The sequence below is a fragment of the Massilimicrobiota sp. SW1139 genome, assembly GCF_012027715.1.
Lineage (GTDB): Bacteria > Bacillota_I > Bacilli_A > Erysipelotrichales > Coprobacillaceae > Allocoprobacillus > Allocoprobacillus merdigallinarum.
Map to the genome: position 1 here is coordinate 119,385 of NZ_SJOR01000003.1, position 24,223 is coordinate 143,607.

24 protein-coding genes and 1 other annotated feature are annotated in these 24,223 nt (G+C 31.2%); of the genes, 5 read left to right on the plus strand and 19 right to left on the minus strand.

What is annotated here, in order from left to right:
* Nucleotides 1–9: 9 nt before the first annotated feature.
* Genes E0K96_RS02990 through E0K96_RS03000 form a run of 3 tightly spaced genes read right to left on the minus strand, consistent with a single transcriptional unit; the run spans nt 10 to nt 2,941 of the window.
* Nucleotides 10–450, minus strand: a complete 441-nt coding sequence (locus E0K96_RS02990; RefSeq protein ID WP_168081058.1) for a PH domain-containing protein — start codon at nt 448–450, stop codon at nt 10–12.
* A gap of 9 nt (nt 451–459) precedes the next feature.
* The gene (locus E0K96_RS02995; RefSeq protein WP_240924412.1) at nt 460–1,785 is read right to left on the minus strand and encodes an N-acetylmuramoyl-L-alanine amidase; all 1,326 of its coding nucleotides are present in this window, start codon (nt 1,783–1,785) and stop codon (nt 460–462) included.
* Nucleotides 1,786–1,822: 37 nt separating this feature from the next.
* Nucleotides 1,823–2,941, minus strand: a complete 1,119-nt coding sequence (locus E0K96_RS03000; RefSeq protein ID WP_168081060.1) for an aldo/keto reductase — start codon at nt 2,939–2,941, stop codon at nt 1,823–1,825.
* A 147-nt stretch (nt 2,942–3,088) separates the two neighbouring features.
* Here E0K96_RS03000 and E0K96_RS12155 point away from each other — a divergent pair, with 147 nt between their 5' ends.
* Together E0K96_RS12155 and E0K96_RS12160 are read left to right on the plus strand one after the other, a co-directional pair.
* Nucleotides 3,089–3,310 (plus strand): GNAT family N-acetyltransferase, encoded by a 222-nt coding sequence (locus E0K96_RS12155; RefSeq protein WP_240924413.1) that lies wholly within the window; start codon nt 3,089–3,091, stop codon nt 3,308–3,310.
* Nucleotides 3,294–3,575 (plus strand): GNAT family N-acetyltransferase, encoded by a 282-nt coding sequence (locus tag E0K96_RS12160; RefSeq protein ID WP_240924414.1) that lies wholly within the window; start codon nt 3,294–3,296, stop codon nt 3,573–3,575. Before E0K96_RS12155 ends, E0K96_RS12160 begins: the two co-directional genes overlap by 17 nt.
* 20 nt (nt 3,576–3,595) lie before the next feature.
* Here the strand turns inward: E0K96_RS12160 and E0K96_RS03010 are convergent, their stop codons facing one another.
* The 12 genes from E0K96_RS03010 to E0K96_RS03065 all read right to left on the minus strand — a co-directional run bounded on the left by E0K96_RS03010 (nt 3,596) and on the right by E0K96_RS03065 (nt 16,580).
* Complete coding sequence (locus E0K96_RS03010; protein ID WP_168081062.1) at nt 3,596–5,497, minus strand: FtsX-like permease family protein; 1,902 nt, start codon at nt 5,495–5,497, stop codon at nt 3,596–3,598.
* Entirely contained in the window at nt 5,494–6,255 is a 762-nt protein-coding gene (locus E0K96_RS03015) for an ABC transporter ATP-binding protein (protein WP_168081064.1), read from the minus strand. Before E0K96_RS03015 ends, E0K96_RS03010 begins: the two co-directional genes overlap by 4 nt.
* A 100-nt stretch (nt 6,256–6,355) precedes the next feature.
* The gene (locus E0K96_RS03020; RefSeq protein ID WP_168081066.1) at nt 6,356–7,342 is read right to left on the minus strand and encodes a sensor histidine kinase; all 987 of its coding nucleotides are present in this window, start codon (nt 7,340–7,342) and stop codon (nt 6,356–6,358) included.
* Nucleotides 7,339–8,016: a response regulator transcription factor gene (locus tag E0K96_RS03025; protein ID WP_224762493.1), complete on the minus strand. Its 678-nt coding sequence runs from the start codon at nt 8,014–8,016 to the stop codon at nt 7,339–7,341. Before E0K96_RS03025 ends, E0K96_RS03020 begins: the two co-directional genes overlap by 4 nt.
* Before the next feature lie 145 nt (nt 8,017–8,161).
* The gene (locus E0K96_RS03030; RefSeq protein ID WP_168081068.1) at nt 8,162–8,710 is read right to left on the minus strand and encodes a hypothetical protein; all 549 of its coding nucleotides are present in this window, start codon (nt 8,708–8,710) and stop codon (nt 8,162–8,164) included.
* Between the two features lie 102 nt (nt 8,711–8,812).
* On the minus strand, nt 8,813–9,805 hold the full coding sequence (gene argF, locus E0K96_RS03035; RefSeq protein WP_168081070.1) for an ornithine carbamoyltransferase: 993 nt from the start codon (nt 9,803–9,805) through the stop codon (nt 8,813–8,815).
* Between the two features lie 9 nt (nt 9,806–9,814).
* Complete coding sequence (gene argB / locus E0K96_RS03040; RefSeq protein WP_168081072.1) at nt 9,815–10,675, minus strand: acetylglutamate kinase; 861 nt, start codon at nt 10,673–10,675, stop codon at nt 9,815–9,817.
* A gap of 12 nt (nt 10,676–10,687) precedes the next feature.
* Nucleotides 10,688–11,905, minus strand: a complete 1,218-nt coding sequence (gene argJ, locus E0K96_RS03045; RefSeq protein WP_168081074.1) for a bifunctional glutamate N-acetyltransferase/amino-acid acetyltransferase ArgJ — start codon at nt 11,903–11,905, stop codon at nt 10,688–10,690.
* An 11-nt stretch (nt 11,906–11,916) separates the two neighbouring features.
* Nucleotides 11,917–12,951 carry an N-acetyl-gamma-glutamyl-phosphate reductase gene (gene argC, locus E0K96_RS03050; protein WP_168081076.1) on the minus strand — a complete coding sequence of 345 codons (1,035 nt, stop codon included), beginning with the start codon at nt 12,949–12,951 and terminating at the stop codon, nt 11,917–11,919.
* The gene (gene argH / locus E0K96_RS03055; RefSeq protein WP_087297745.1) at nt 12,944–14,329 is read right to left on the minus strand and encodes an argininosuccinate lyase; all 1,386 of its coding nucleotides are present in this window, start codon (nt 14,327–14,329) and stop codon (nt 12,944–12,946) included. The genes argC and argH overlap by 8 nt, the downstream gene beginning before the upstream one ends.
* An 11-nt stretch (nt 14,330–14,340) precedes the next feature.
* Complete coding sequence (locus E0K96_RS03060) at nt 14,341–15,561, minus strand: argininosuccinate synthase (RefSeq protein ID WP_168081078.1); 1,221 nt, start codon at nt 15,559–15,561, stop codon at nt 14,341–14,343.
* 114 nt (nt 15,562–15,675) lie between these two features.
* Nucleotides 15,676–15,880 (minus strand) — a binding site (T-box leader).
* 187 nt (nt 15,881–16,067) lie between these two features.
* The gene (locus E0K96_RS03065) at nt 16,068–16,580 is read right to left on the minus strand and encodes a hypothetical protein (RefSeq protein WP_168081080.1); all 513 of its coding nucleotides are present in this window, start codon (nt 16,578–16,580) and stop codon (nt 16,068–16,070) included.
* A 166-nt stretch (nt 16,581–16,746) separates the two neighbouring features.
* Here E0K96_RS03065 and E0K96_RS03070 point away from each other — a divergent pair, with 166 nt between their 5' ends.
* Together E0K96_RS03070 and E0K96_RS03075 are read left to right on the plus strand one after the other, a co-directional pair.
* The gene (locus E0K96_RS03070) at nt 16,747–17,988 is read left to right on the plus strand and encodes an MFS transporter (protein ID WP_168081082.1); all 1,242 of its coding nucleotides are present in this window, start codon (nt 16,747–16,749) and stop codon (nt 17,986–17,988) included.
* On the plus strand, nt 17,969–18,982 hold the full coding sequence (locus E0K96_RS03075) for an ArsR/SmtB family transcription factor (RefSeq protein WP_168081084.1): 1,014 nt from the start codon (nt 17,969–17,971) through the stop codon (nt 18,980–18,982). The genes E0K96_RS03070 and E0K96_RS03075 overlap by 20 nt, the downstream gene beginning before the upstream one ends.
* 47 nt (nt 18,983–19,029) lie before the next feature.
* Here E0K96_RS03075 and E0K96_RS03080 read toward each other — a convergent pair whose 3' ends face one another.
* The 4 genes from E0K96_RS03080 to E0K96_RS03095 form a co-directional block, all read right to left on the minus strand.
* Nucleotides 19,030–19,617 (minus strand): putative immunity protein, encoded by a 588-nt coding sequence (locus E0K96_RS03080; protein WP_206080555.1) that lies wholly within the window; start codon nt 19,615–19,617, stop codon nt 19,030–19,032.
* The gene (locus tag E0K96_RS03085; RefSeq protein WP_087297609.1) at nt 19,610–21,172 is read right to left on the minus strand and encodes a putative ABC exporter domain-containing protein; all 1,563 of its coding nucleotides are present in this window, start codon (nt 21,170–21,172) and stop codon (nt 19,610–19,612) included. The genes E0K96_RS03080 and E0K96_RS03085 overlap by 8 nt, the downstream gene beginning before the upstream one ends.
* Nucleotide 21,173: 1 nt before the next feature.
* On the minus strand, nt 21,174–21,866 hold the full coding sequence (locus tag E0K96_RS03090) for an ABC transporter ATP-binding protein (protein WP_087243664.1): 693 nt from the start codon (nt 21,864–21,866) through the stop codon (nt 21,174–21,176).
* 153 nt (nt 21,867–22,019) lie between these two features.
* Entirely contained in the window at nt 22,020–23,336 is a 1,317-nt protein-coding gene (locus tag E0K96_RS03095; RefSeq protein WP_168081086.1) for a glycoside hydrolase family 32 protein, read from the minus strand.
* Nucleotides 23,337–23,457: 121 nt separating this feature from the next.
* Here E0K96_RS03095 and E0K96_RS03100 point away from each other — a divergent pair, with 121 nt between their 5' ends.
* Nucleotides 23,458–24,210, plus strand: a complete 753-nt coding sequence (locus E0K96_RS03100) for an HAD-IIB family hydrolase (protein ID WP_168081088.1) — start codon at nt 23,458–23,460, stop codon at nt 24,208–24,210.
* The last annotated feature ends 13 nt before the right edge of the window (nt 24,211–24,223 follow it).

Sequence of the window (24,223 nt, forward strand, 5' to 3'; positions counted from 1 at the left end):
TTTTCATGACTATTTTGATAAAAAGATTCGACTACGTTTTTCTAATTCTTGAATAAACTCCTGCTTTTTAACTGGTGAAATCAAGACTTCACTATTTCCATTTCTTCCCTTTTGTGCTTTATATATGATATCAAGACGATCAAGTGATAAACCACAGGAACCCAGTGGATTATGCGTTTCTTTAAAAGAACGGATATCATAGTATGGAATATCCTCATGAAAGAAATAACCATTTCTGACTTCCAAATAATCATCATGAAACTCATAATATGTCCAAAAAGTACATATCACAAATAAAACATCAATAGGAATGAAAATGAGTAATGTTAACCACATACCCCAATCATCTAATCGCCATGTAACTGGCTTTAGTAACATATATTTGCACCATACAATAACAGCGATAGCTATAATCCACATTATACCTATCTTTGAACGATAACGTTTCATATACCCTCCTTAAAAATAAGCATCTATTCCATCAGCAATACCTTGTGCACATTTTGTTTGAAAAGCATCATCATTTAAAAGTTGATCTTCTGTTGGATTCGTAATAAACCCCATTTCAATATAAATAGCTGGGACTTCACTCCAATTTAATCCAGACAAATCATTACGATAAGACACTCCACGACTTTTAATTCCTGTCTTGGCACAATAAGAGCTAATCACATTTTGAGCAAGTCTTGATGAGGCACTATAAATAGATGAACAATAAGGATTATCACTTGCAGGTGCAATCGTATGTGCTCCTCTGGCACTTGATCCAGCTCCATCACAATGTAAATGAATCACTGCTGCAGCATTATTGTTATTACCAATCATAGCACGCTCTTTATTAGAAATATTAACACCTTGACTTGTTCTTGTCATAATAACAGTATAGCCTCTACTTTGTAATTCACTTCTTAATTTGAGACCAATTGCTAATGTTGTCTGAGATTCAGGAATACCTGTTGATGTTCCTGTTGCTCCACCAGCAACCTTTGCTTTCTTTGTTGATGCTCCTGGACCAATAGGTTCTAAAGAGCTGTTCCCCTGTCCCTGATGTCCCGGATCAATCACAATCACTTTATTATTGGGTGAAGCAACATATTGTTTTGATGAAGATGAAGAAGATGAGGTTGTTGATGATGAACTTTGAGGTTTTGTTACTTCTTGTTTAACTTCCTCTTTTACTGTGACTTTCAATGTTTTTTCAGCTTTGTTTTGATTTTTATCGACTGCTTTCAAAACAACTTTATATGTTCCAGCCTTCTTTGTATTGACATCACTTTCATATGTATAGTAGTTATTTTGATCATCTTTAACTTTATCTTGGCTGACATATGTTAAATCGCCATCTACTTTATCCCTCACCGATTCAATATATTTTTTCATATCAAATTGATCACCATAATCAAGTGTTACAGACTCTTTTGTCAATTTAATTTCTGGTAACTGTGTATCCTTCACTTCTATTTCATGTGAAAATGTTTTACTTAATTCACCTTTAGAAACTGTATATTCCAAAGTCTGCTTTCCTATTGTCATTGTATCCATTTGAGGAACTGATAATTGTCCACTTTGTTTTGCGACTAAATCCTCTGCCTGACAATCACTTCCATACTCAATTACTGTCTGATCAGTAAAAGTCAGTTGAATAGAATCTAATATTTTTTGTTTTTGATCATTTTGATACCAGATATATCCACCAATTCCTCCTGCAACGACAATCATAATGGATAAAATCAATATGATCCATTTCTTTTTCGTCATAATACCTTCTCCCTTCAGTATATTCATTTTATCATCTTTCCGATATAAAAAAAAGAGAGATGGATTATCTCTCAAAATCTTGTACAACACGTTTTAAATCCTCTCTAATTGGTAATTGTTGTGGACACATTCTTTCACAAGCTCCACATTGCTGACAATGACTGGCCTTAGCCTGATCTTCCATTTTCTCATATTTTCCTTTAAATAATTTTTCATCATCATAAACAAAACAATTATTCCAATATCTAAAGTTAGCAGGTATATCAACACCAAAAGGACAAGGCATACAATATCCACAACCTGTACATCCATTTCTTGTACGAGCATGTAATGTATTTGCAACCTTTTGAACAATATTCATTTCTTCATCATTTAAATTCTGATAATCTTCAAAAGTTTTTAAATTATCTTCAACCTGTGATAATGTTGACATCCCACTTAAGATGACTTTTACACCAGGTAAAGTTCCTACATATCTTAATGCCCAAGATGCTAAAGTTCTATCTGCATCATAATCCTTAAACATTTGTGTCACATCTTGTGGTAAAGTAGCCAAACTTCCACCTTTAATAGGCTCCATAACAACAATAGGTACTCCTAATTGGTTGGCTAAATCAACACCCTTTTGTCCAGCCTGAATATTCATATCCATATAATTTAACTGTAACTGGCAAAAATCCCAATCATGAGCTTTTAATATTTTTTCAAAAACAGGATATTCATCATGGAAACTAAATCCTAAATATTTAATTTTTCCTTCCTGTCTTAATTGTTCACATAATTCAATAATATGATATTCTAATACTTTTTCCCATTTCTTTTCATCTAAAGCGTGCAACAAATAAAAATCTACATAATCTATATCTAATCTTTGTAGTTGTGATTCAAAGATTTCTCTGGCTTCCTGTTGGCTATTGACATTCCAAATTGGCAATTTTGTCGCTAATGTATATTGATGTCTATCATATTTTTTCAAGACTTTTCCCACAAATGGTTCACTATCTCCATTATGATATGGATATGCTGTATCAATATAAGTGACTCCATTTGCAATCGCCATGTCTAACATTTGTTCAGCTTCTTTTTCTTCAATATTCCCATTTTCATCTAAAGGAAAACGCATGCATCCAAAACCTAGTAATGATGATTCAATTCCTAATTTTTCAAACTTCCTTTTTTCCATCCTATTTCACCTCTATGATTATCATACTACTTTTTTATCAAAACATATAGCTTTAGATTTTATTTTTTTTATATGCCATATATATTTTCAAAATAAAGTTAACACTTTATAATAAATATAAATTTATTAAATATGCGGAAAAACTTTATGATGATACGTCATGCTCGTCTAGAAGATTTATCTATGCTTGTGCAAATATGTAATGAGTGTTATCCACCTGAAGAAAGAATATCAGAAATTGAATACAAACACAGATTAGAAACATATCCTCAACACTTTTGGATTATGGAAGACCAAAAAGAAATCCTTGCTTTTATCAATGGTCCTGTGACTGATCATTCTCGCATTCAGGATGTTATGTTTTCATGATCCTCGTGTTCATAATGAAAATGGAAAGTGGCAAGCTATTTTAGGTGTCAATACATCATTAAAGCACCAAAATCATGGTTATGATTCAAAGCTGATGTATCAGCTGATTGAGGATGCAAGAAAACAAAATCGTAAAGGTTGTATTTTAACTTGTAAAGAGGAACTCATTCATTATTATGAAAAGTTTGGATTTATGAATCTTGGTCTATCTCAATCAACACTTGCGAATGAAACTTGGTATGATATGGTTTTATATTTTGAATAAAAAAGATTCTAGATGAGATACTAGAATCCTTTTTCATAAATACCTGCATTTTGACAGTATATAACAACTGATAAGCCATAACATACAACAAAGAATATAGCAATGACACCTACACTCAATATATTGACCGATAACAAATCAGTCTGCATCATATTTGCCAATGCATGCACTGAAAAATAAGAAGAAAGACACATAAGCACAAATGGGACAATATATGTCAATAACAATTCTTTTTGCACACCTGCTTTTAATGTTTTTGTACTAATCCCTATTTTTCTTAGAACACGATAACGTTCTTTTTCTTCAAAAGCATCATTATATAATTTCATAAAGATAATGCTGCCACTGGCAAAGATAAAGACCATAAACATAAAGATACAAACAGGATAAAGCATTTGAATCCATTGATTAGAATCATTTTGCGGATCAATTTTAATGAGACCTGCACAATCCTGATGTTGTTGAATATCATTAACAGATGCATTCAGCATTTTGGTATTCTCAATCTTATAATTATAGACATATAAAGATGCTCCTGCAGATTTCAATCTTTCATATTCTTCATCACTGACACAATAGAAAGAAACCTGTTCCTGTAAATACCCTAAATATGGTACTGTTGTTCTTTGAATTGTATCATAGACTTGATTTTGTATCTGTACATCTTCTAATTCATCCGTTGTTATTAATGAAAGGATATATTGATGAGCTAAATCAATCACTTCATCATTTTTTGGCTGTTTAAGTTCAAATGTCTGATGAGAATCTTGAGCTAATTCTTTGAGTTGAGAATAAGGAATCAAAGCAAATGTATTCTTTTGATGTGTTGTACTGGCATAACTTCCCTCAATCTGCAACATTTCAATATAGGAACTATACTGCACATCATTATGTTCTTCTATCACTTGCATAAATTCATTTTGGAGATTAGCCTGTTGAGAAAAAATCTGATACGTATAGACATTTTCAAAATCATGTATCATCTGACAACGTTCATGCATAGCTACACCTGTAGCTAATGCTGTGACTGCACATATCATTAATACTGTTACAATCGCATAAGTACGATAATTTTTCTTCATACGAAAGATAATCTGATTGATCCATAAGGTTCTTTGTTTCTTGTATAGAAATTTTTTATTGGAAGCCAATGTCTGATAAATCAATGGAATGAAACCACCAAAGAGCAAATAGACACCCATGATGACCAAAATAACTGCTAATAAGGCATTAGCCATTGTTTCCATGCCACCTTCTTTAATGGCATAATAATATCCTAAAATCAGAATGATAATTCCAAGTATGGCTTTTAAAAAGAGAATCACTTTATTTTGTTTCACATATTCATTTTGACGATTGGCACTGACCATATCTAAAACACTGCTTCTTACTAAATTGATGTATCCTTTGAAAACAAAAATCATGTAAACAATAAAGTAAATCAAACTGCTCCATAAAATGGCTGACAATGAAATTTCAAAAGAAAGATTGACTTCGATATCAGAAATCGTTACTAAAGTCATTGTAAACAACTGAGATATTAAAATGCCAAAACCGATTCCCATAACCAAAGCAACAAGACCAATCAGCATTGTTTCCAACATATAAAGTTTTCCGATTCTCTGATTTGTGAGTCCCATAAAAACATAGACACCAATCTCTTTTTTACGTTTGGTTAAAAAAACGTTTGTAGCATACCAGATAAAGAAAAACATAAAACAGCTTAAAACAACAATCACACATTGAATTACAATCTTTATATTTTGACTATTTATTTTTCCTAATGATTCCATAATAGAAGAATCCATAAGATTAAAGAAATTAAAAATAATAAGAACTGTAAATGCTAATGATATAATCAATGAAACATAATTTTTAAAACTTGCTTTGAAGTTCATGATGGATAATTTAGCTAAGCTCATGAAAAATCACTTCCCATAGACACTTGCATATCAATGATACGATCATAAAATTCTTTACGAGAATCTCCTCGCGTTAAACGACATTTCATCATACCATCACTTAAAATATAAACATCTTTAGCATACGAAGCACTTAAAGCATCATGTGTCACCATTAAGATAGTCGCTTTTCCTTCATCATTGACCATTTTAAGACGTTCCAGTAAATCACGACTTGATTTTGAATCGAGAGCGCCCGTTGGTTCATCTGCAAATATGATTTCAGGTTCACTGATTAATGCACGACAAGTGGCTCCTCTTTGTTTTTGTCCGCCTGATAATTGGTAAGGATATTTCTTTAAATGCTCCTTTAATCCAAAAACCTGTGCTAAAGCCTGGCATTTTGATATACACTCCTGAGAATAAACACCATTTAATGATAATGGCAAGGAAATATTATCTTGTAAAGTCATTGTATCCAATAAATTATAATCCTGAAAAATAAAACCAATCTTATCTCTTCGAATCTGCGATAATTCTTTATTTTTTAACTTTGTAACATCTTTACCATCTAATAGAACTGTTCCTTGTGTCGGTTTATCAATCGTTGATAAAATATTCAACAACGTTGTCTTTCCACTTCCACTCGGTCCCATAATCGCAATAAAATCATTTTCATAAATGGTTAAATCAATACCTTTTAAGACTCTTGTTTGAAAACCTCTTGTTCCATAGTTTTTGACTAACCCTTTGATTTCAACAACTTTTTTCTTATCCATAAATCATTCCTCCTAACACTTTCCATTTTAAGATATCATTGATGAGAAATCCTTACATCTTGATAACAATATCTATTTATATCTTACATTGACTGAAAGGTTAGCGATAAAAATAATCTCTTTGATCCCGAAATGTTATATGAACACGGGTAAACTCTTGAAAAGCACTATCTACTTCAATAGAATGTCCTAATTGAGAAATGACTTTTTCCACCATATATAATCCCATTCCAGTAGATTTATATTGTCCATTATGATGATTTTGACCAGTAAATCCTTTTTCAAAAATTCTAGGCAAATCTTGTGATTGAATACCTTCTCCATTGTCTTCAATATATAAATTGATCTGCTCTTCATGATGTTCACTCCAGATTTTTAATTGAGGTGACTCTTTGGCATATTTAATGGCATTATTAATAATCTGATCCAAGACATAGATGAGCCATGTTTTATCACTATATATCTGTAAATTCTCTACATTTACATCCATTTCAAAATGCTTATTAATCAAAAAGAATTGATTATTCTTGATGGATTGATAAACACTGTCTTTTAATGAAACCGGTTTAATGTATATATCATGAATCTGACTTTGAATACGACTCACTACCATGATTTGATTCAGATACTGGTTCATTTTTTCTAACTGTTCCTGCATATTTTGTTTTTGTTGATAATCTGTATTTTTCTGATTGATCAATAAACTAGCTGATAATGGAATTTTAATTTCATGGCACCATTTTGTCATATAATCCTGTAAATCATTATTGACTTGATATATTTCATCTAGCTGCTTTTGAAGAACATGAACATCGTGATAGGCAATATCAATATTATCAAAATGATCAAACTCAAAACAAATGACTTCTTTTGATTGTAAATAATCCTTTTTCTTATCTAAACGGTATTTTTCATGCATAAAGTCTAAAAAAATGAAAAAAAGAAGACATACCCCTACAACAACATCAAAATAAATCAGATATTGTGTATTAGCTCCAGGAACAAGATAAATAAAATAGAGATTATACGCCAATATAATCAAGGTTATGACAAGGATATAGCGACTATATTTTCGTAAATAAATCATGATATATAATATCCCTGTCCTTTCTTTGTACAAATAATATCCTGATGACATTCATCTTTTAATTTTGTACGCAATCTGGAAATAAGCACTGTTAAAGAATTATCTGAAATAAATTCATCAGTATTCCACAACGCTTCCATTAATGCCTGTCTTGTGACTATGGCTCCTTGAGATTCTAATAAAAGACAAACTATCTGACTTTCTGATTTTGTCAGATGAATCTCATGTTCATGATAAAACAAGCTGCCCTTTGTTTTATCATAATAAATATCGGCATTGATTCTCATTTGATCTTTAACTTTATATTGATATGTTCTTCTTAAAATAGCTTCAATCTTAGCCTTCAACAATTCCAAATGAAATGGCTTATCGACATAATCATCACCACCTTGAAGAATAGCTCTGATTTTATCATGATCATCATTACGACTGCTTATAAAAATCAAAGGAACTTGTGATGTATTTCTAATTTGTGTACACCAGTAAAAACCATCATAATACGGTAAATTAATATCCATTAAAATAAGATGAGGTTTATAATTATAAAAATCTTCAACAATATTTTCAAAATGTGTTGCGATAACAGCATAATATCCCCATCTCATCAAAAAATCTTTTATTTCTCTAGCAAGTGTTTCATCATCTTCTACAATCATGATGTGCATTTTTTCCATTTCCATCACCTCTTAAAAATATTATATATATTTCAAATCTTTACGAAAAGAAAAAAGCACAACATTACAAAAATGTAACATTATGCTAAGTCTATTCATAGATTTTCTTGACTATCAATACTAAAAATATAATAAGTTTCCTTTATCATGAATTTTCATTATATTTCAATAAAACATTAATATTTAATGCCACAAGATATGTGTGATGATCCTCGTCTTCAAATGTTATATATTGGTCAGTGTCATAGCCACTTAAAGCTGTTGTTTTTTGTAACTTGATATCTTGATTCAAGAAAACTTTCGCAAAAGTCTGTGCTGTTTCTTTGGCTTGTTGTTCACTTGTCATACGTGTTGGTAATGTATCTAAAAAACCATATTCCTTATTAACAAATTGAACCAATTGACCATCCTGATAAGCAAAATCCAAGCGTAAAGTAGGGTTATTTTGATCATTGCCAATTGTGATAATATCATCTATTTCATGAACCACTTTTTTATTTGTTAACTCCTGATATATCTCTTCAGGCATTGTCTGTTTTATCCCATCCATAAGCTGTTGTACTTTTTCAGCTTCTACAACTTTTTGTTTGTCATCTTGTTTTATGGATTGACTATTTTTTAACTGATCATTTTGAATTGTTTGTGTACACCCACTTAAACAAACAACAAGTAATACTAACAATAATTTTTTCATTTTTTTATTCTCCCATCTTTTATACACTATGATTATAAGTCTTTGATGTGGATAATATATGAAAAAACTGTTAATCAGTTTAGAACTTAACAGTTTCTTTTTCTAATAATTACCAATTGTGGCTACCATGACAGCTTTAATTGTATGCATTCTATTTTCAGCTTCATCAAAAACAACAGATTGTGATGATCTGAAAACTTCATCTTCAACTTCTCTAATATCAATTCCCTGTTCATATTTAGCCTTAGCGACTTCTGTTTCAAAGTCATGAAATGATGGTAAACAATGCATAAAAAGTGTAGACTCTTTTCCCGTTTTTTTCATCATTTCTGTTGTCACTTTATAAGGTGATAACATTTTGACTCTTGGTTCATATAAAGATTCATCTTCTCCCATGCTAACCCAAATATCTGTATAAATGACATCAGCATCTTTCACTGCTTCATCAACATTATCTAAAACCTCTATTTTCCCACCTGATTTTTGTGCTTCCTGTTGACAATACGCTAAAACTTCAGGATCAATTTGTAAATCTTTGGGTCCTAAACATACAAAATGCATTCCCATTTTCATTGCACCATACATCAGCCCATAACAGACATTATTCCTAATATCTCCTGTAAAAACAAATTTGACTTCTTCTAATGGTTTATTCAAATGTTCTTCAATAGTCATAAAATCAGCCAATGTCTGAGTTGGATGATCAACATCTGTTAATCCATTCCATACAGGGACACCTGAGTATTTGGCTAAATCTTCAACAGTCTTTTGTTCAAATCCTCTAAATTCTATACCATCATACATTCTTCCTAAAACTTTCGCTGTGTCTTCTAAAGATTCTTTTTTCCCCATCTGTGAATTGCTTAAAAAAGTCACATGTCCACCTTCATCTAAAGCGGCAACTTCAAAGGCACAACGTGTACGTGTTGATGTTTTTTCAAATAATAAGACTACATTTTTTCCTTTTAATGCTGTTCCAACTCTTCCATTTTTCTTTGCCTTTTTTAAACGATGTGCCATATCTAATAAATAACGAATTTCTTCTTTAGAATAATCTTTTAATGTTAAAAAGCTTCTATTTTTTAAATTGACCATATAATCCTCCTATCTTGTAAACATTGTTCCAATACCATCTTTAGATAACATTTCAATTAAAATAGAATGAGGAATACGACCATCAATGATCACTGCTTTTTTCACATTTTCACGAATGGCCCTCACACAACATTCTACTTTAGGAATCATACCACCACTAATAATCCCTTTATCTGTTAATCCTTTCACTTCATAGACATGAACCAAAGGAATCAATGTTGATTCATCATCTTTATCCATTAATAATCCTGGTATATCACTCACCAAAATCATATTCTCTGCTTGGATTTCAGCTGCAATTTCAGCAGCTGCCGTATCAGCATTAATATTATAAGTCTGTCCTGTTTCATCAGTCCCCACACTTGAAACAACTGGAATATAGCCTTTATCTAATAAATCTATAATGATATGAGCATTAATTTTGACAATATCCCCTACATATCCTAGATCATCTTGAGATTCATGTTTTTTCGCAACTATCAGCTGGTTATCAATACCACTGATTCCTACTGCATTGCCACCTTTTTGCATAATTAATTTTACAAGATCTTTATTTGTTTTACCAGCTAAAACCATCTGCACAACATTCATTGTTTCATCATCCGTATATCTTAAACCATGAATAAACTGAGATTCAATATTCATCTTCTTTAATGTCTGATTAATTTCTGGTCCACCACCATGTACCAGAATGACTTTAATCCCAATTTCTGATAATAACACGACATCCTGAATCACATTCATCTTTAATTCTTCATTAATCATGGCATTGCCACCATATTTAATCACAACAACTTTATCATGATATTTTTGAATATATGGTAATGCCTGAGATAAAATTTCTGCTTTAATCACTGCGTTTTGATTCATAATTATTCCCCTTTATGTGCGATAATCGCCGTTAATTTTGACATAGTCATAAGTTAAATCACATCCCCAGGCAATTGCCTGATTATCTCCATCATGTAAATCTATGATTATTTCTATCTCATCTTCACTTAAGATCTGAGCAGCTTCTTCCTCACTAAAAGGATATCCACCACCATTTTGACAAACACGAATTTTCCCCTTTGTACTTTTAAAATCAACATCAATTTTTTGAATATCATAATCAGCATCACTATAACCAATAGCACATAAGATACGTCCCCAATTTGCATCTTCACCAAACATAGCAGCTTTCAAAAGTGAACTTGTAATAACAGATTTAGCAACAATTTTTGCATCCTTTTTTGTCTTGGCATGTAAAACGCTACAAGTTAAAAGTTTTGTTGCTCCTTCACCATCTTTCGCAATCGCTTGAGATAAGCATGTACAAATATACATCAATGCTTCTTTAAAGCACTGATAGTTTTCATCTTTTTGTGTAATTTCATTATTTTGAGCTAGACCATTACACATTAATGTCAACATATCATTAGTAGAAGTATCCCCATCAACACTCACCATATTAAATGTATCATCAACAATTTCATGAATAACCTCATTTAACATGTCTTTAGAAATAGCAACATCACTTGTCACAAAGGCTAACATTGTAGCCATGTTAGGGTGAATCATCCCACTCCCCTTTGCGATTGCTCCAATATGACAAGTCTTGCCATCAAGTTCAAATTCAACCGCATATTCTTTTTTCACAGTATCTGTTGTCATAATACCTTCACAGGCATCTGTACTTCCATTAGCTGACAGGGATTGAACCAATTGATTCATATGTGTTTCAAATGGTTCAATATATAAAGGTTGACCAATAACCCCTGTTGAAGCCACAACAATGTCATTTGCATCAATATGAAGTTCATTTCCACATAATTGACAAATTTGATCTGCTATTTCAATGCCATCAGGATTGCATGTATTGGCATTACCACTATTACAGATAATAGCCTGTGCTTCATGATTTTGTAAGTGTTGTTGTGTGACATAAATAGGTGCTCCTTTCACCTTATTTTGAGTATATGTGCTGGCACAATGACTCATAACATCACTGACAATTAAAGCTAAATCTTTTTTATTTTTATTTTTTCTAATACCACAGTGTATACCTGCCGCCTGAAAACCAATAGGTGCACACACACCTCCATCTATATCTTTGAACATATTTTTCCCCCTTAAAATGATGCTGGTACCATCATTAATCCTTCTTTTTCATCAAAACCATACATCAAATTCATATTTTGGATAGCTTGTCCAGCTGCCCCTTTCACCATATTATCTATTGTTGAAACAACAATCAGCTGATGATATCTCTCATCATAATGTAAAGATATATCACAGAAGTTAGAGTATTGAACAAATTTTAAATCAGCCACTTGTCCTTTTGGCAAAACTCTTACAAAATACTCAACCTGATAAGTCTTTTGATAGATATCATAAACATCATCAAAATCAACATTATCTTTTAATGGAACATATATTGTTGAAATAATCCCACGATTAACAGGTAATAGATGTGGTGTAAACATGACATGAACAGCCTGATGAGCCATCTTTGATAATTCCTGTTCAATTTCAGGTGTATGACGATGACTTGCTATTTTATATGGATGAAATGATTCATTACATTTAGGAAAATGGGTATCTTCTGTTAAAGATTTTCCAGCACCTGTTGTTCCAGATTTGGAATCAATGATAATCTTTTCATCTTTTTGCATATGATTTTTTAATAATGGATATAACCCTAAAGTAATAGATGTTGGGTAACATCCTGGATTTCCAATAATTGATGCCTGTTTAATCTGTTCACGATTGACTTCACTTAAACCATAAACCTGTTTTTCATGTAATTGTGGATATTGATAATCATGTTGATACCATTGTTGATAATCTTTTTCTTGATCCAAACGAAAATCTGCACCTAAATCTATAAACTTCTTTCCTTGTTCATCACAGTGTTTGGCATATTTTTCACTGAGACCATGAGGCAATGATGCAAAAATCATATCAGCTTTTTCAATGACTTCCTGATCATTCGTGAATGTCATATCAAAGACTCCATAAAATGATGGATATAAATCTGAAATCATCTTTCCTTCATAACTTTGAGAGCTGATTGCAACAATTTCAACATGTCGATGATTCAACAACAAACGATATAACTCTGCCCCAGCATATCCACTGGCACCGATAATTCCTACTTTAACCATGATTCAACGCCTCCAATTGTTTTTCCATTCTTGCGATGGCTTTTTGGCATGTTTGAGGAGCAGGTCCTCCATCAACAAGTCTATTTTCAACACAAGTTAAAAGTGATATAGCCTGATAAACATCTTTTTCAAAAACTTCATCAAAAGACTTATAGATATCAAGTGGAAGAGTTTCAAGAACTTCATCATGATCAATACAATAAGCAACAAGCTCTCCTGTTGTTTTGTAAGCATCTCTAAAAGCTTTTCCTTTTTTCACAAGATAATCTGCACAATCCGTTGCATTAATAAATCCTTTAGCTGCACATTCTTGCATACGTTGTTTATTCACTTTCATTGTGTTGATCATATCACTAAAGACTGGTAAACATAATTTCACCTGATCAATCGCATCAAATAAAGTTTCCTTATCTTCCTGCATGTCCTTATTATAAGCAAGCGGTAAACCTTTCATCATTGTCAGTAATGTAGAAACATCATTGATGACTCTGGCACTTTTTCCTCTAACCAGTTCCGCAATATCTGGATTTTTCTTTTGTGGCATGATGCTTGATCCTGTCGCATAAGCATCGTCCAGTTCAATATATTTAAACTCCCATGAACACCATAAAATGATTTCTTCACTTAAACGTGATAAATGCATCATAATCATAGCCAAATCATTGGCTAGTTCAATTGCATAATCGCGATCACTGACACCATCTAATGAGTTATACATAATATCATTCATATGAAGTTCCTGTGCTACAAAATGACGATCAATAGGATATGTTGTCGTCGCTAATGCCCCACTACCTAATGGTGAAACATTGAGTCGTTTCATGCAATCATCCAATCTTGTATAATCACGATAAAACATTTCTACATAAGCCATTAAATGATGGGCAAAGGTAATAGGCTGAGCACGTTGCAAATGTGTATAACCACACATAATGGTATGTGTATGCCCTTTAGCCTGATTGATAAGCACTTGCATCAATTCCATCAACATACCCTGAATATCTTTGATTTCATCACGTGTATATAACCTTAAATCTAAAGCAACCTGATCATTACGTGATCTGGCAGTATGAAGTTTTTTACCACTTTCTGGGTATCGCTTTGTGAGTTCTGCTTCAATAAACATATGAATGTCTTCAGCATGAGGATCAAATAACAAATCACCATTTTCTAATTCACATAATATGTCATCCAATCCTTTTAATATTTCAGTTAAATTCTGCCTAGAAATAATGCCTTGTTTTGCGAGCATTTTAGCATGTGCCTGACTTCCCATAATATCATGTTTATACATTCTTGCATCAAATGATATGGATGAATTAAAAGCATTCACATTAGCATTGATTTCTTTTTTAAATCTCCCTGCCCATAACGCCATATTTTCAACTCCTATTTCTTTCTTTGTTGGTCTAATAAAGCTTTCACCTTAATAGGTAAACCATATAAATTAATAAATCCTTGAGAATCCATTTGATTATAATCTTCATCTTCTCCAAATGAGGCTGTCTGTTCACTATATAAAGTATCTGGTGAAGTCATACCAGCTCCCATAATATTTCCTTTATATAGTTTTAATTTCACCTCTCCATTGACTGTCTTTTGTGTTTCATCAATAAAAGCAAGTAATGCTTTTGTTAGTGGTGTATACCATTGACCGTTATATAAAATATCTGCTAGCTTTTGAGAAACCTGATATTTGAAATGTTGTGTTTCTTTATCAATTGTGATTTCTTCCAAATCAGCATGTGCTTTATAAAGAATTGTTCCACCTGGTGTTTCATAAACACCTCTTGATTTCATACCAACTAATCTGTTTTCAACCATATCAATGATGCCAATACCATTTTCTCCACCAATTTTGTTTAAAGCAGTAATCAAATCAATACCATTCATTTTTTCACCATTTAAAGCAACTGGAATTCCTTTTTCAAAAGTAATGGTAATGTATGTTGGCTTGTCTGGTGCTTTTTCTGGTGTGACACCTAATTCAAGAATCTTGTCATACATAGGTTCATTAGCAGGATTTTCAAGATCTAATCCTTCATGTGATAAATGCCATAAGTTTTTATCTTTAGAATAATTTGTTTCCTTATTGATTTTTAATGGAATATGTCTAGCTTCAGCATACTCAATTTCATCTTCTCTACTCTTTAATTCCCATACTCTCCATGGCGCAATAATATCTAATTCTGGAGCAAAGGCTTTGATTGTCAGTTCAAATCTGACCTGATCATTTCCTTTACCTGTACAACCATGACAAATGGCATCTGCACCTTCTTTTTTGGCAATCTCTACTAATTTTTTCGCAATGATCGGTCTTGCTAGAGAAGTTCCTAAAAGATATTTTCCTTCATAAACAGCATTGGCTTTGATAGCTGGGAAAATAAAATCATTCACAAACTCTTCCTTACAATCAGCACAATAATATTTAGATGCTCCTGTAGCTAAAGCTTTTTCTTCTAATCCTTCAAGTTCATCTCCTTGACCAACATCTCCAGCTACGGCAATCACTTCACAACCATAATTTTCTTTTAACCATGCAATAATAATTGATGTATCTAATCCCCCTGAGTAAGCTAATACGACTTTTTTATATTGTTTCTTTTCCATTGTTCATTCTCCTTTTCATTATTTTGTATTTCTCTTTTATTATATTTATTCATTCTTTCTATCAATCGCCGCAATTCAATCACCCTCTCTATAAACAAAAAACCTCTGGATTTCTCCAGAGGTGCATATACACGGTACCACTCTAGTTGTTAGAAAAACTAACCACTCTATCCCTTAACGCAGGTTACGTTCCATTATACTCTCATTTCCAATGGACTCTCACAGGTGCGTTTCATTCCTTTCCACTTAGTAGTCTTCCACTCTGTACTACCTCGCTTGAAGCGTTCAAGAAATTACTCTTCCTGATCAACGATTTTTTAAATATGCGTTTATGATACATGGATGTTTTTATTTTGTCAATAAAAATTTTTATTTTTTCAAAATTTAATAATTATTTTTATGAAATTTCAAATTTATATATTTCTTTTTCTATCCATCAACTTTTAAATCATTCATTATAATGAATAATAATAAAACTCCCTATACATATTTTCTCTTAAAACTTTTTATAAAATAAAGTAAACAATCAACATCATAATGATAATCAAAAAAATGCCTACACCTATAAATATCATAGCCATAATTGACTGATGTTCAGGTATTTTTTCAATAAAAGCCATTTTAGGTTTCATTGGATGATAATAAACAGCCATATTTGATCCTAATGGCCACATATTCTGTGCATCACTTTTTCCCATCCTACCACCTGCAATGGATAAACAATCATTTTTTGTTACTCGTACATATGGTTCTCCATCTCTTCTCCAACTTTTCGTGATATAACCACGGAAAGTTCTGACTTTCTTATAAGTTTCTCCAAGCACATGATATTCAACAACTGGCACAATCACTCCATTTCCCCTATAACAATAATCCACAACAATTCCGTGTGTCATTTCTTGACAAAGTTTCACCTTTCTTCTTTGCCATAATATGATGAATATTCCAATAAAAGTAAATATCAATCCTAATCCAGCAATGATAAGAAAGACAAGCATGATGATCTGTTCATCTGTCATGATATAAGCCCCCTTTTCTTTATTAAATACCAAATCAAACAAAAAAGCAATTCTTTATATATTAGATAATAATCTAATATAAACATTGACATTTATCTAACAGTTGTTATAATTTTATATACACTGAATATATAATTAGATATTCATCTAATAAAGGAGGGGCGTTATGAAATATCAGACACTAAAAGATGAAAAAGAATTCTTGAAGTTAGCCATTGCCACTGGAATCAATCGTTTTGGTGACTCTATTGATGCTTTAGCTTTAACATGGCTTGTTTATGCAATCACTGGTGATGCTATGTATTCTGCCTTCAACTTTGGCATTAACTACTTGCCTACTATTTTTTTGACACCTTTTATGGGAGCATTTATTGAAAAAAGAAATAAGAAAAGGATCATGGCTTTAAGTGATTTTCTACGTTCATTATTAGTTATACTCCTTATTCTTTTCTATATGTTTCAACAATTAAATGTTTATATCATTATGTTCACAACATTTATGATTTCTATTTTAGAAACCTTAAGAGTTCCTTCTTCTACACCAATGATTGCTTCTTTAGTTCCCAAGGAAAAATATGACATTGCACAATCTTTGCATACCTCACTATCTAAATCATTAGAAATTGTTGGTATGGGATTAGCTGGCATCTTATTAAATAGCTTTGGAATCATGATCACTTTTATTATTGATTGTCTTTCATTTATAGTCAGTGGTCTTATGATTGGTCATGTTCATTTTCATGATAATTCAAATATTCAAAAGCAATCAACGATTTCTTTATTAAAAGAAGGATTTCACTATACCCAAACAAAACAGTCATTGATTTATCTTTGCTTGATTTGTTGTTGTATCAATGCATTTTTAGTTCCTATTAATGCCTTTTCCAGTGCATTAAGCGTTGAAGTTTATCACAGTGGTCCACAGATGGTTGCTTACTTATCAATGGGATTTAGTATAGGAAGTGTTTTAGGAGCGACTCTTTATCCCTATATCAGTTCTTATATGAATGCTAAAAAAATGATACAGTCTTTATTTGCTGGAGCGAGTTTTTTCTATATCATGACTATACTTATCTCTTATATCCCTATCACAATAATCAAATCTTTGTTTATTATGACACTGGCTATTTTATTTGGTATAATTGTTGTTTTTGCTAATATGTATTCACAAATCATGGTCTTACAAAAAGTTCATTCATCTTTTTTATCACGTTTTACAAGCATCATGAATTCTCTAGGTGTTTCTACCATTCCTCTTGTCTCATTTTTTATGAGTTTCATGAGTTCTTTATTTTCTATTCAAAATATTTTTATTTTTACAGGAATATTTGTTATGATAATAGGAGGAATTCTATTATATAACTCTATTGATGAGGTGATTGATCAAGATGAAAAAGACAATATATAATGAACCTTTATGGTATAAGGAATGGAGAGATTTAGGATTTGAATGTGTGAATGGTCCAAAAGCCATTTCATTAGATATCAAACAAAAAAATGAACACTTTCAAAATCTAAAAAAACAACATGATGTATTAGTTAGAAAAGCTAAAAAAATAAAAAATCTGCAAACTTATTTTCAATCATATCAATTAGATAATAATGAAATTTTATGTTTGGCTGATTTTATTTTAAATGCATTTTTCTTTGTCAGTGAATTTCCAAAACAAAATATGCAAGAAGAACTAATTCAAAAATTTACACATTTTGATACAAAGGAATTAAGAGAAGATACTTTAAAATTTATTGATTTTCAAAATGATTATATTGAAAGTATTAGAAAATTATCTATTGATAATGAAGCAAAATTGGATTTGATTGAAACACTTTATCATCCTGATAAAATGATTCATGGATTATTTGATATCTTTAAACAGTTTCAAGAGATTTATCAATCTATTGATTATAATCCTATGCTTTTTAACTGTACTCACAATATCAATCAAGATGACTTAAATCAACTTCTTGGACATATTGGTTTAAAAATAGATGAAACTCCTATCTCTATTTATCCTACTTTTGTTAATTACAATAAGCTTATATTAATGGTTGAAGATTATCATTATATTTTATTAATAGGAGCAGGTCTAGAAAATACAGCATTAACTTCATATCATGAATCACGTAGTGAACAACAAAAATTAGAATACTTTTTAAAAGTCTTAAGTGATAAATCCAAGTTTGAAATTTTAACTTTGTTGAAAAAGAAATCTATGTATGGTCATGAACTTGCGAAAGCTATGAATCTCAAAACTCCAACAATCTCTTATCATATGGATGCTTTATTGGATGGAGATTTTATTCGTATTAGAAAAGAAAATAATCGTATTTATTATTCATTAAATGAAGCAGAAATTGAACATATAATTCAATATTTACATCAAAAACTATTAAAAGAATAAGAGTAAACCCCGTTATTTGTCTATTTTCATAACGGGGTATTTTAAACTTATCCTTTTTTTAGTCCTAATAAATATTCCTTATTCGCATGAGGGTCATCACTAATAAATTTTGCCCATTGATACTGATGTGTCTTTTGTGCACATTCAGGAAGATATGTCTGATATTCATTGATTCTTTTGATTAACATCTGCTCACAATCATCAATACCATACCTTCTGACAATAGCTGTTAATTCATAGACAACCAGTCCAATCGCATGTGTTTCTACATGAACTGTTCCACAACCCTGTCCAACCGCATGGCATAAAGCCTGATCTGATACATCTGTTATATCTTTAGCCATTGCATGTACATCAAGTATAGCTTTTTTGGCTTCTGGCATTTTGATATCTCCTCTTGCCCAGTGACGTGTTTTTTCAATAGCGACTCTAGGTCGATTGTCATCTGGATATTTATTTTCTAATGTGATGACGATTTCTTCCACAAATTTCATTGCCCACAAAACGAGGGTCTGATGAGATTGCTTTCTGATATCCGCCAACAAATCCTGTAAACAGGCACTTTCCCTTGAAAAAAGAATTTGATTTTTTCTTTTCCATTTGATTTTCATATCTGTTAAATCTATTTTATTCACTCTTTAACTCCCTGCCATTCATCATACCTTGACATGCCCATAGAATAATAAGCGCTAATATAAAATTCATTGCTAATGAGGCCATTGAAAGCATAGTAAGAACCGTTGGCGTTAATGCATTCGTCATCATAAAAATAACTGTTAGTATAACACTTGGTAAAGCACTGACAATCATAATCAACATACGCATCATGTTTTCAAAGACTTGTGTTGTACGACTTTTTAATAATCGTATTGTCAGCACACTGGCACTCATAAAAATAAAAATATAACCAAACATATTGATCAGATACATGAAAATGGTTAAAAATGTTTCATGATAATACATTCCCACAACAATAAAAGATAAAGTTCCAATGATGGATACTTTCATAAAAGTTGGAATCATCACAGCAATAAGCTTTTTATAGGGTTTATCAGGTATAAGATAGATCTGATAATTTTTTAATTCACCTACTAAATCACTGGTTTGCATCATCATAAATAACCAGATTATCATCATATAAATAAAGAAACCAAATCCTAAATCAGAAAAAATAGTTATAACCAGATAAATACCTATGGAAATAATATCATTCCATGAGATTATATTCCCTTTCTTTTTCATCAATAATAGATTTTTTGATAACACTGCATAAGCACCATCATAAAATCTTTTCACACTGGTTTTTTTCACTTTCACATTTCTTAAAGCATCCTGATTACCTGCTTTAAATTCTTTTAATTGTTTAGATAACTCTAATGAATCTTGTAATGCCTGTTCATAAAAATCACCTTTGTAAGTAATAAATAATAGATAGATAATGACTAAACTTATAACCAAAAGCAATAATCCTAAACAAACCATCCCCATTTGAGAGGTCACATAAGAAATCAAAGTCAACTTTAACCAACCAAAAACAGGTACAAAATAAAACAGTGGTGATTCAATAAAATCAATCATAATTGTTTGAATCCTTCCTGTTTCTAAATATGTCAGTCCTAAAATAATCACCAGCACAATCCCAAATATTCCTGCGATTATATAATTTATCTTTTTATATTTTTGATCACCTATTGATAAAATATAGCTATAATCAATAAAAACAAGAAAGATCATAATAGTTAACATACTACCTAATAATGCTAGTCCTATAAATCCAAAATCTACACTCATTCCCATATTCATACCAATAAAGAAAATCAATGCAAAAAATGATAATAATATGGATTGCAAAAAGGTTTGAAATGTTAAGAATGTCATAATTTGCTTTTTATGAAAGGGTCCACTAAATAAGAAATAAGCATCTTCTCCAGAAAACAAAGCTTTTCTTGAAGAAAGCATCGTAGAAAATAACATTAAAGCCAAAAATCCAACAAATAGTAAAATAGATGAATGCAATTCAAAATTCACAGCCATATAACTTTGATCTTTTGGCAAAAATAAGAAACTATAAAATACAAAACCATATAAAAGAACAATAAAGATCGTAAAGATTGCACTTGATGGCTTCTTAAAGAGATTTCTCACTGTCGCTTTTGTTTTCATAAACCATAATAAACATAATGATTTCATACTATTCTCCTTCAGTTAATTCAAAGAAGTAATCTTTTAAGCTCTCTTCTTGAAGTTCATCTTTTTTGATTCTTTTGATAATATGTCCTTCTTTCATAATATATGCTTCATCAAAAATATCACTGACAATATCAATAATATGTGTACTGATTAAAACGGCACATCCATTATCAGCTATATTTCTTAATAATTTAAGTGTTTCTTCAATACTTGCTGGATCTAACCCCACCATTGGCTCATCCACCAATAATGCTTTTGGTTCAATCATAAAGGCCAATAACATACTTAATTTTTGTGTCATACCTTTACTTAATTCTTTGGCCATCTTCTTTCTTTTTTCAGTCAATTGAAATAATTCTAAATATTTTTCTGCTTTTTGTTTATAGTTTTCAATCTGATAGGCATGACCAATAAAATCAATATGTTCTTCAACAGTTAATAAATCATAGAGAACTGGTGTTTCTGGTACATATCCAAAACATCGTTTTGCTTCAATTGAGGCATTATCATAACCACAAATGTCAATACTCCCCTCAAACTTTAAAAGATTTGCTATACTCTTAATTGTGGTTGATTTTCCTGCTCCATTAGGTCCTAATAGGATGGTAATCTTTCCACTTTCAGCAATCAGTTCAACATCATCGACTGCTTTAAAATCTCCATATTTTTTTGTCAGGTGTCGTATTTCTATCATATCATCCCTCCTCTTTCTTTTTTATTATATACCCCCCCTCCCCGATATTTTTGCAAGGGGCAAGCTGATAATTTTATTATAAGCTATCATAAATCAAATGTCATTGATTATCATATAAAAAAATCCTAACTCATCGTTAGAATCTTTTTTTCATTAATTCATTTTCATCTCTATGATATCTACATTTTGATAATCAATATGATCATTGATGTCATAGACAATTTGACTCAATACATAGTATCCACCATTGATATAAATTTCAAAAATATGATAATCATAATAAATTTCTAAATCATAATGTCCATTTAATGGTGGTGTTTTATTCACATTACAAACTTTATCATGTTGAATAGAAACTTCCGTTCTATCACAACATAAGCAATCATCCTGTATAAAAAGCTTCATGCCACCCAAACAAATTTGACTATTTGAGTATAACTTGACATGCATATAAAACGGTTCTTTCAAACTGACACTATCTACCTGACGATGGAAGTATTGTTGAACATGTGGGTGTACTGACTGATAAACATGATCATTTTTATATTCAAAAACCCTTGGCAATATATATAATCCTGTCCATGATTCATTTTCAACTGGTTCTCGCATACGCATCCAAGCTAGCATTGTGCGTTGACCATTCTCATCCAGAAAAGTTTGAGGCGCATAAAAATCCAACCCATAATCTAAATACATGAAATCTCCTTGTTGAGTTATTGTCATTGTATCTTCATCAAATTTGACTGGCATTATAACGGCAACACTATCTGGCTGTGAATCTCGAATATGTTCTGGCGAAAAAATCATAAAGTATTGTCCATTGATTTCAAATAAATCAGGACATTCCCACATATCACCAATGCGATCATCTAAAAAACGATTCTTATATGTAAAATGAATAGCATCTTCACTTTCATATAATAAAACTTCTCCACAATAGCCTGTTTCACTTGGAACTTTACTACCTACAATTAAAGCATATTTCCCATTTTTCATTTTCCACACTTTAGGATCTCTTGTATGTCTCACATCTCCTAAAGTTTTATCTTCTATAACATCAATAATCTTTTGTTTTCCATCCTTATTATCAAAATGAAAACCATCATCAGATATCATTAATGCCTGTGATGCAATCAAATCATCATCACTATATTGGATATGTACATACTCAGGATTTTCTTTCGCGTAGCGAATCGCCGTATAATAAAGATATAATTTTCCATCTTTTTCAATGGCTGAACCTGAAAAGCAACCATTGCGATCATAAATTTTTGATGGATATAAAGCAATGGGATAATGCTGAAAATGAATAAAATCTTTTGTTGTTGCATGTCCCCAATGCATTGTTCCCCAAAAATTTTCATATGGAAAATGCTGATAAAAAATATGATAATTTCCTTTATAATAAATTAAACCATTAGGATCATTAATCCAATGATAAGGTGCTGTAAAATGTATTTTTGGTTTCATGATGTTTTCCTCCTTATATGTATCATATCATGTTTTAATTGACATGAAAAAGATTTATTTTTGACAAGACTGATTTGTTACATTATTCTATAAAGTAGAAGTGATTCAAAAGGAGGTTATGATGTTGCAGGCTCTAGCAAGTGATATTGATCACACTTTATTTTTCTATGAAAGAAATCCACAAATTTCAATTCAAGACTGCCAAGCTATACAAAATTATCAAAATCAAGGGCATCTCTTTGGTTTATGTAGTGGTCGTCCTTATCAGGGTGTTGTACACCTATCTGACCAGATTCATCCTGATTTCTATATTATAACAAGTGGAGCTCTTATTTTAGATCGTGCTTTACATGTAATTTATGAAAAGTTTGTAGATTATCAAATACTGCATCAGTTATTTTATCAATATAATCAGCATGCCCTGATTATTATTCATGCTAGTCATCATCTTACATATAAAACAGATAAAGAATTTGTAGAAGATGATTGTTATTTAATATCTGACCTTCAAGATTTTGAGGATTCTGCTTATGGAATTTCTTTGGTTTTTCATGATGAAACAACAGCATTACAAGAAACACAAAAAATAAATCAAACATTTAAAGAAATAGAAGCCTTTCAAAACAAAGATTCTATAGATATTGTGCCAAAGGGCTGTTCTAAAGGGGAGGCATTAAAAAGAGTTAAAGACTATTATCAAATAACTTCTTTAGCGGGTATTGGCGATTCCTATAATGATATACCTATGCTGACAAATGTTGATATTCCTATCACTTTTGTAGATGCTCCAAAAATTTTACAAGATTGTTCACAATACTGTGTTCACAGTGTGAGTGAAGCTATTGAAATATTAAAAAAAAGAAAACCTTTTTAAAAGATTTTCTTTT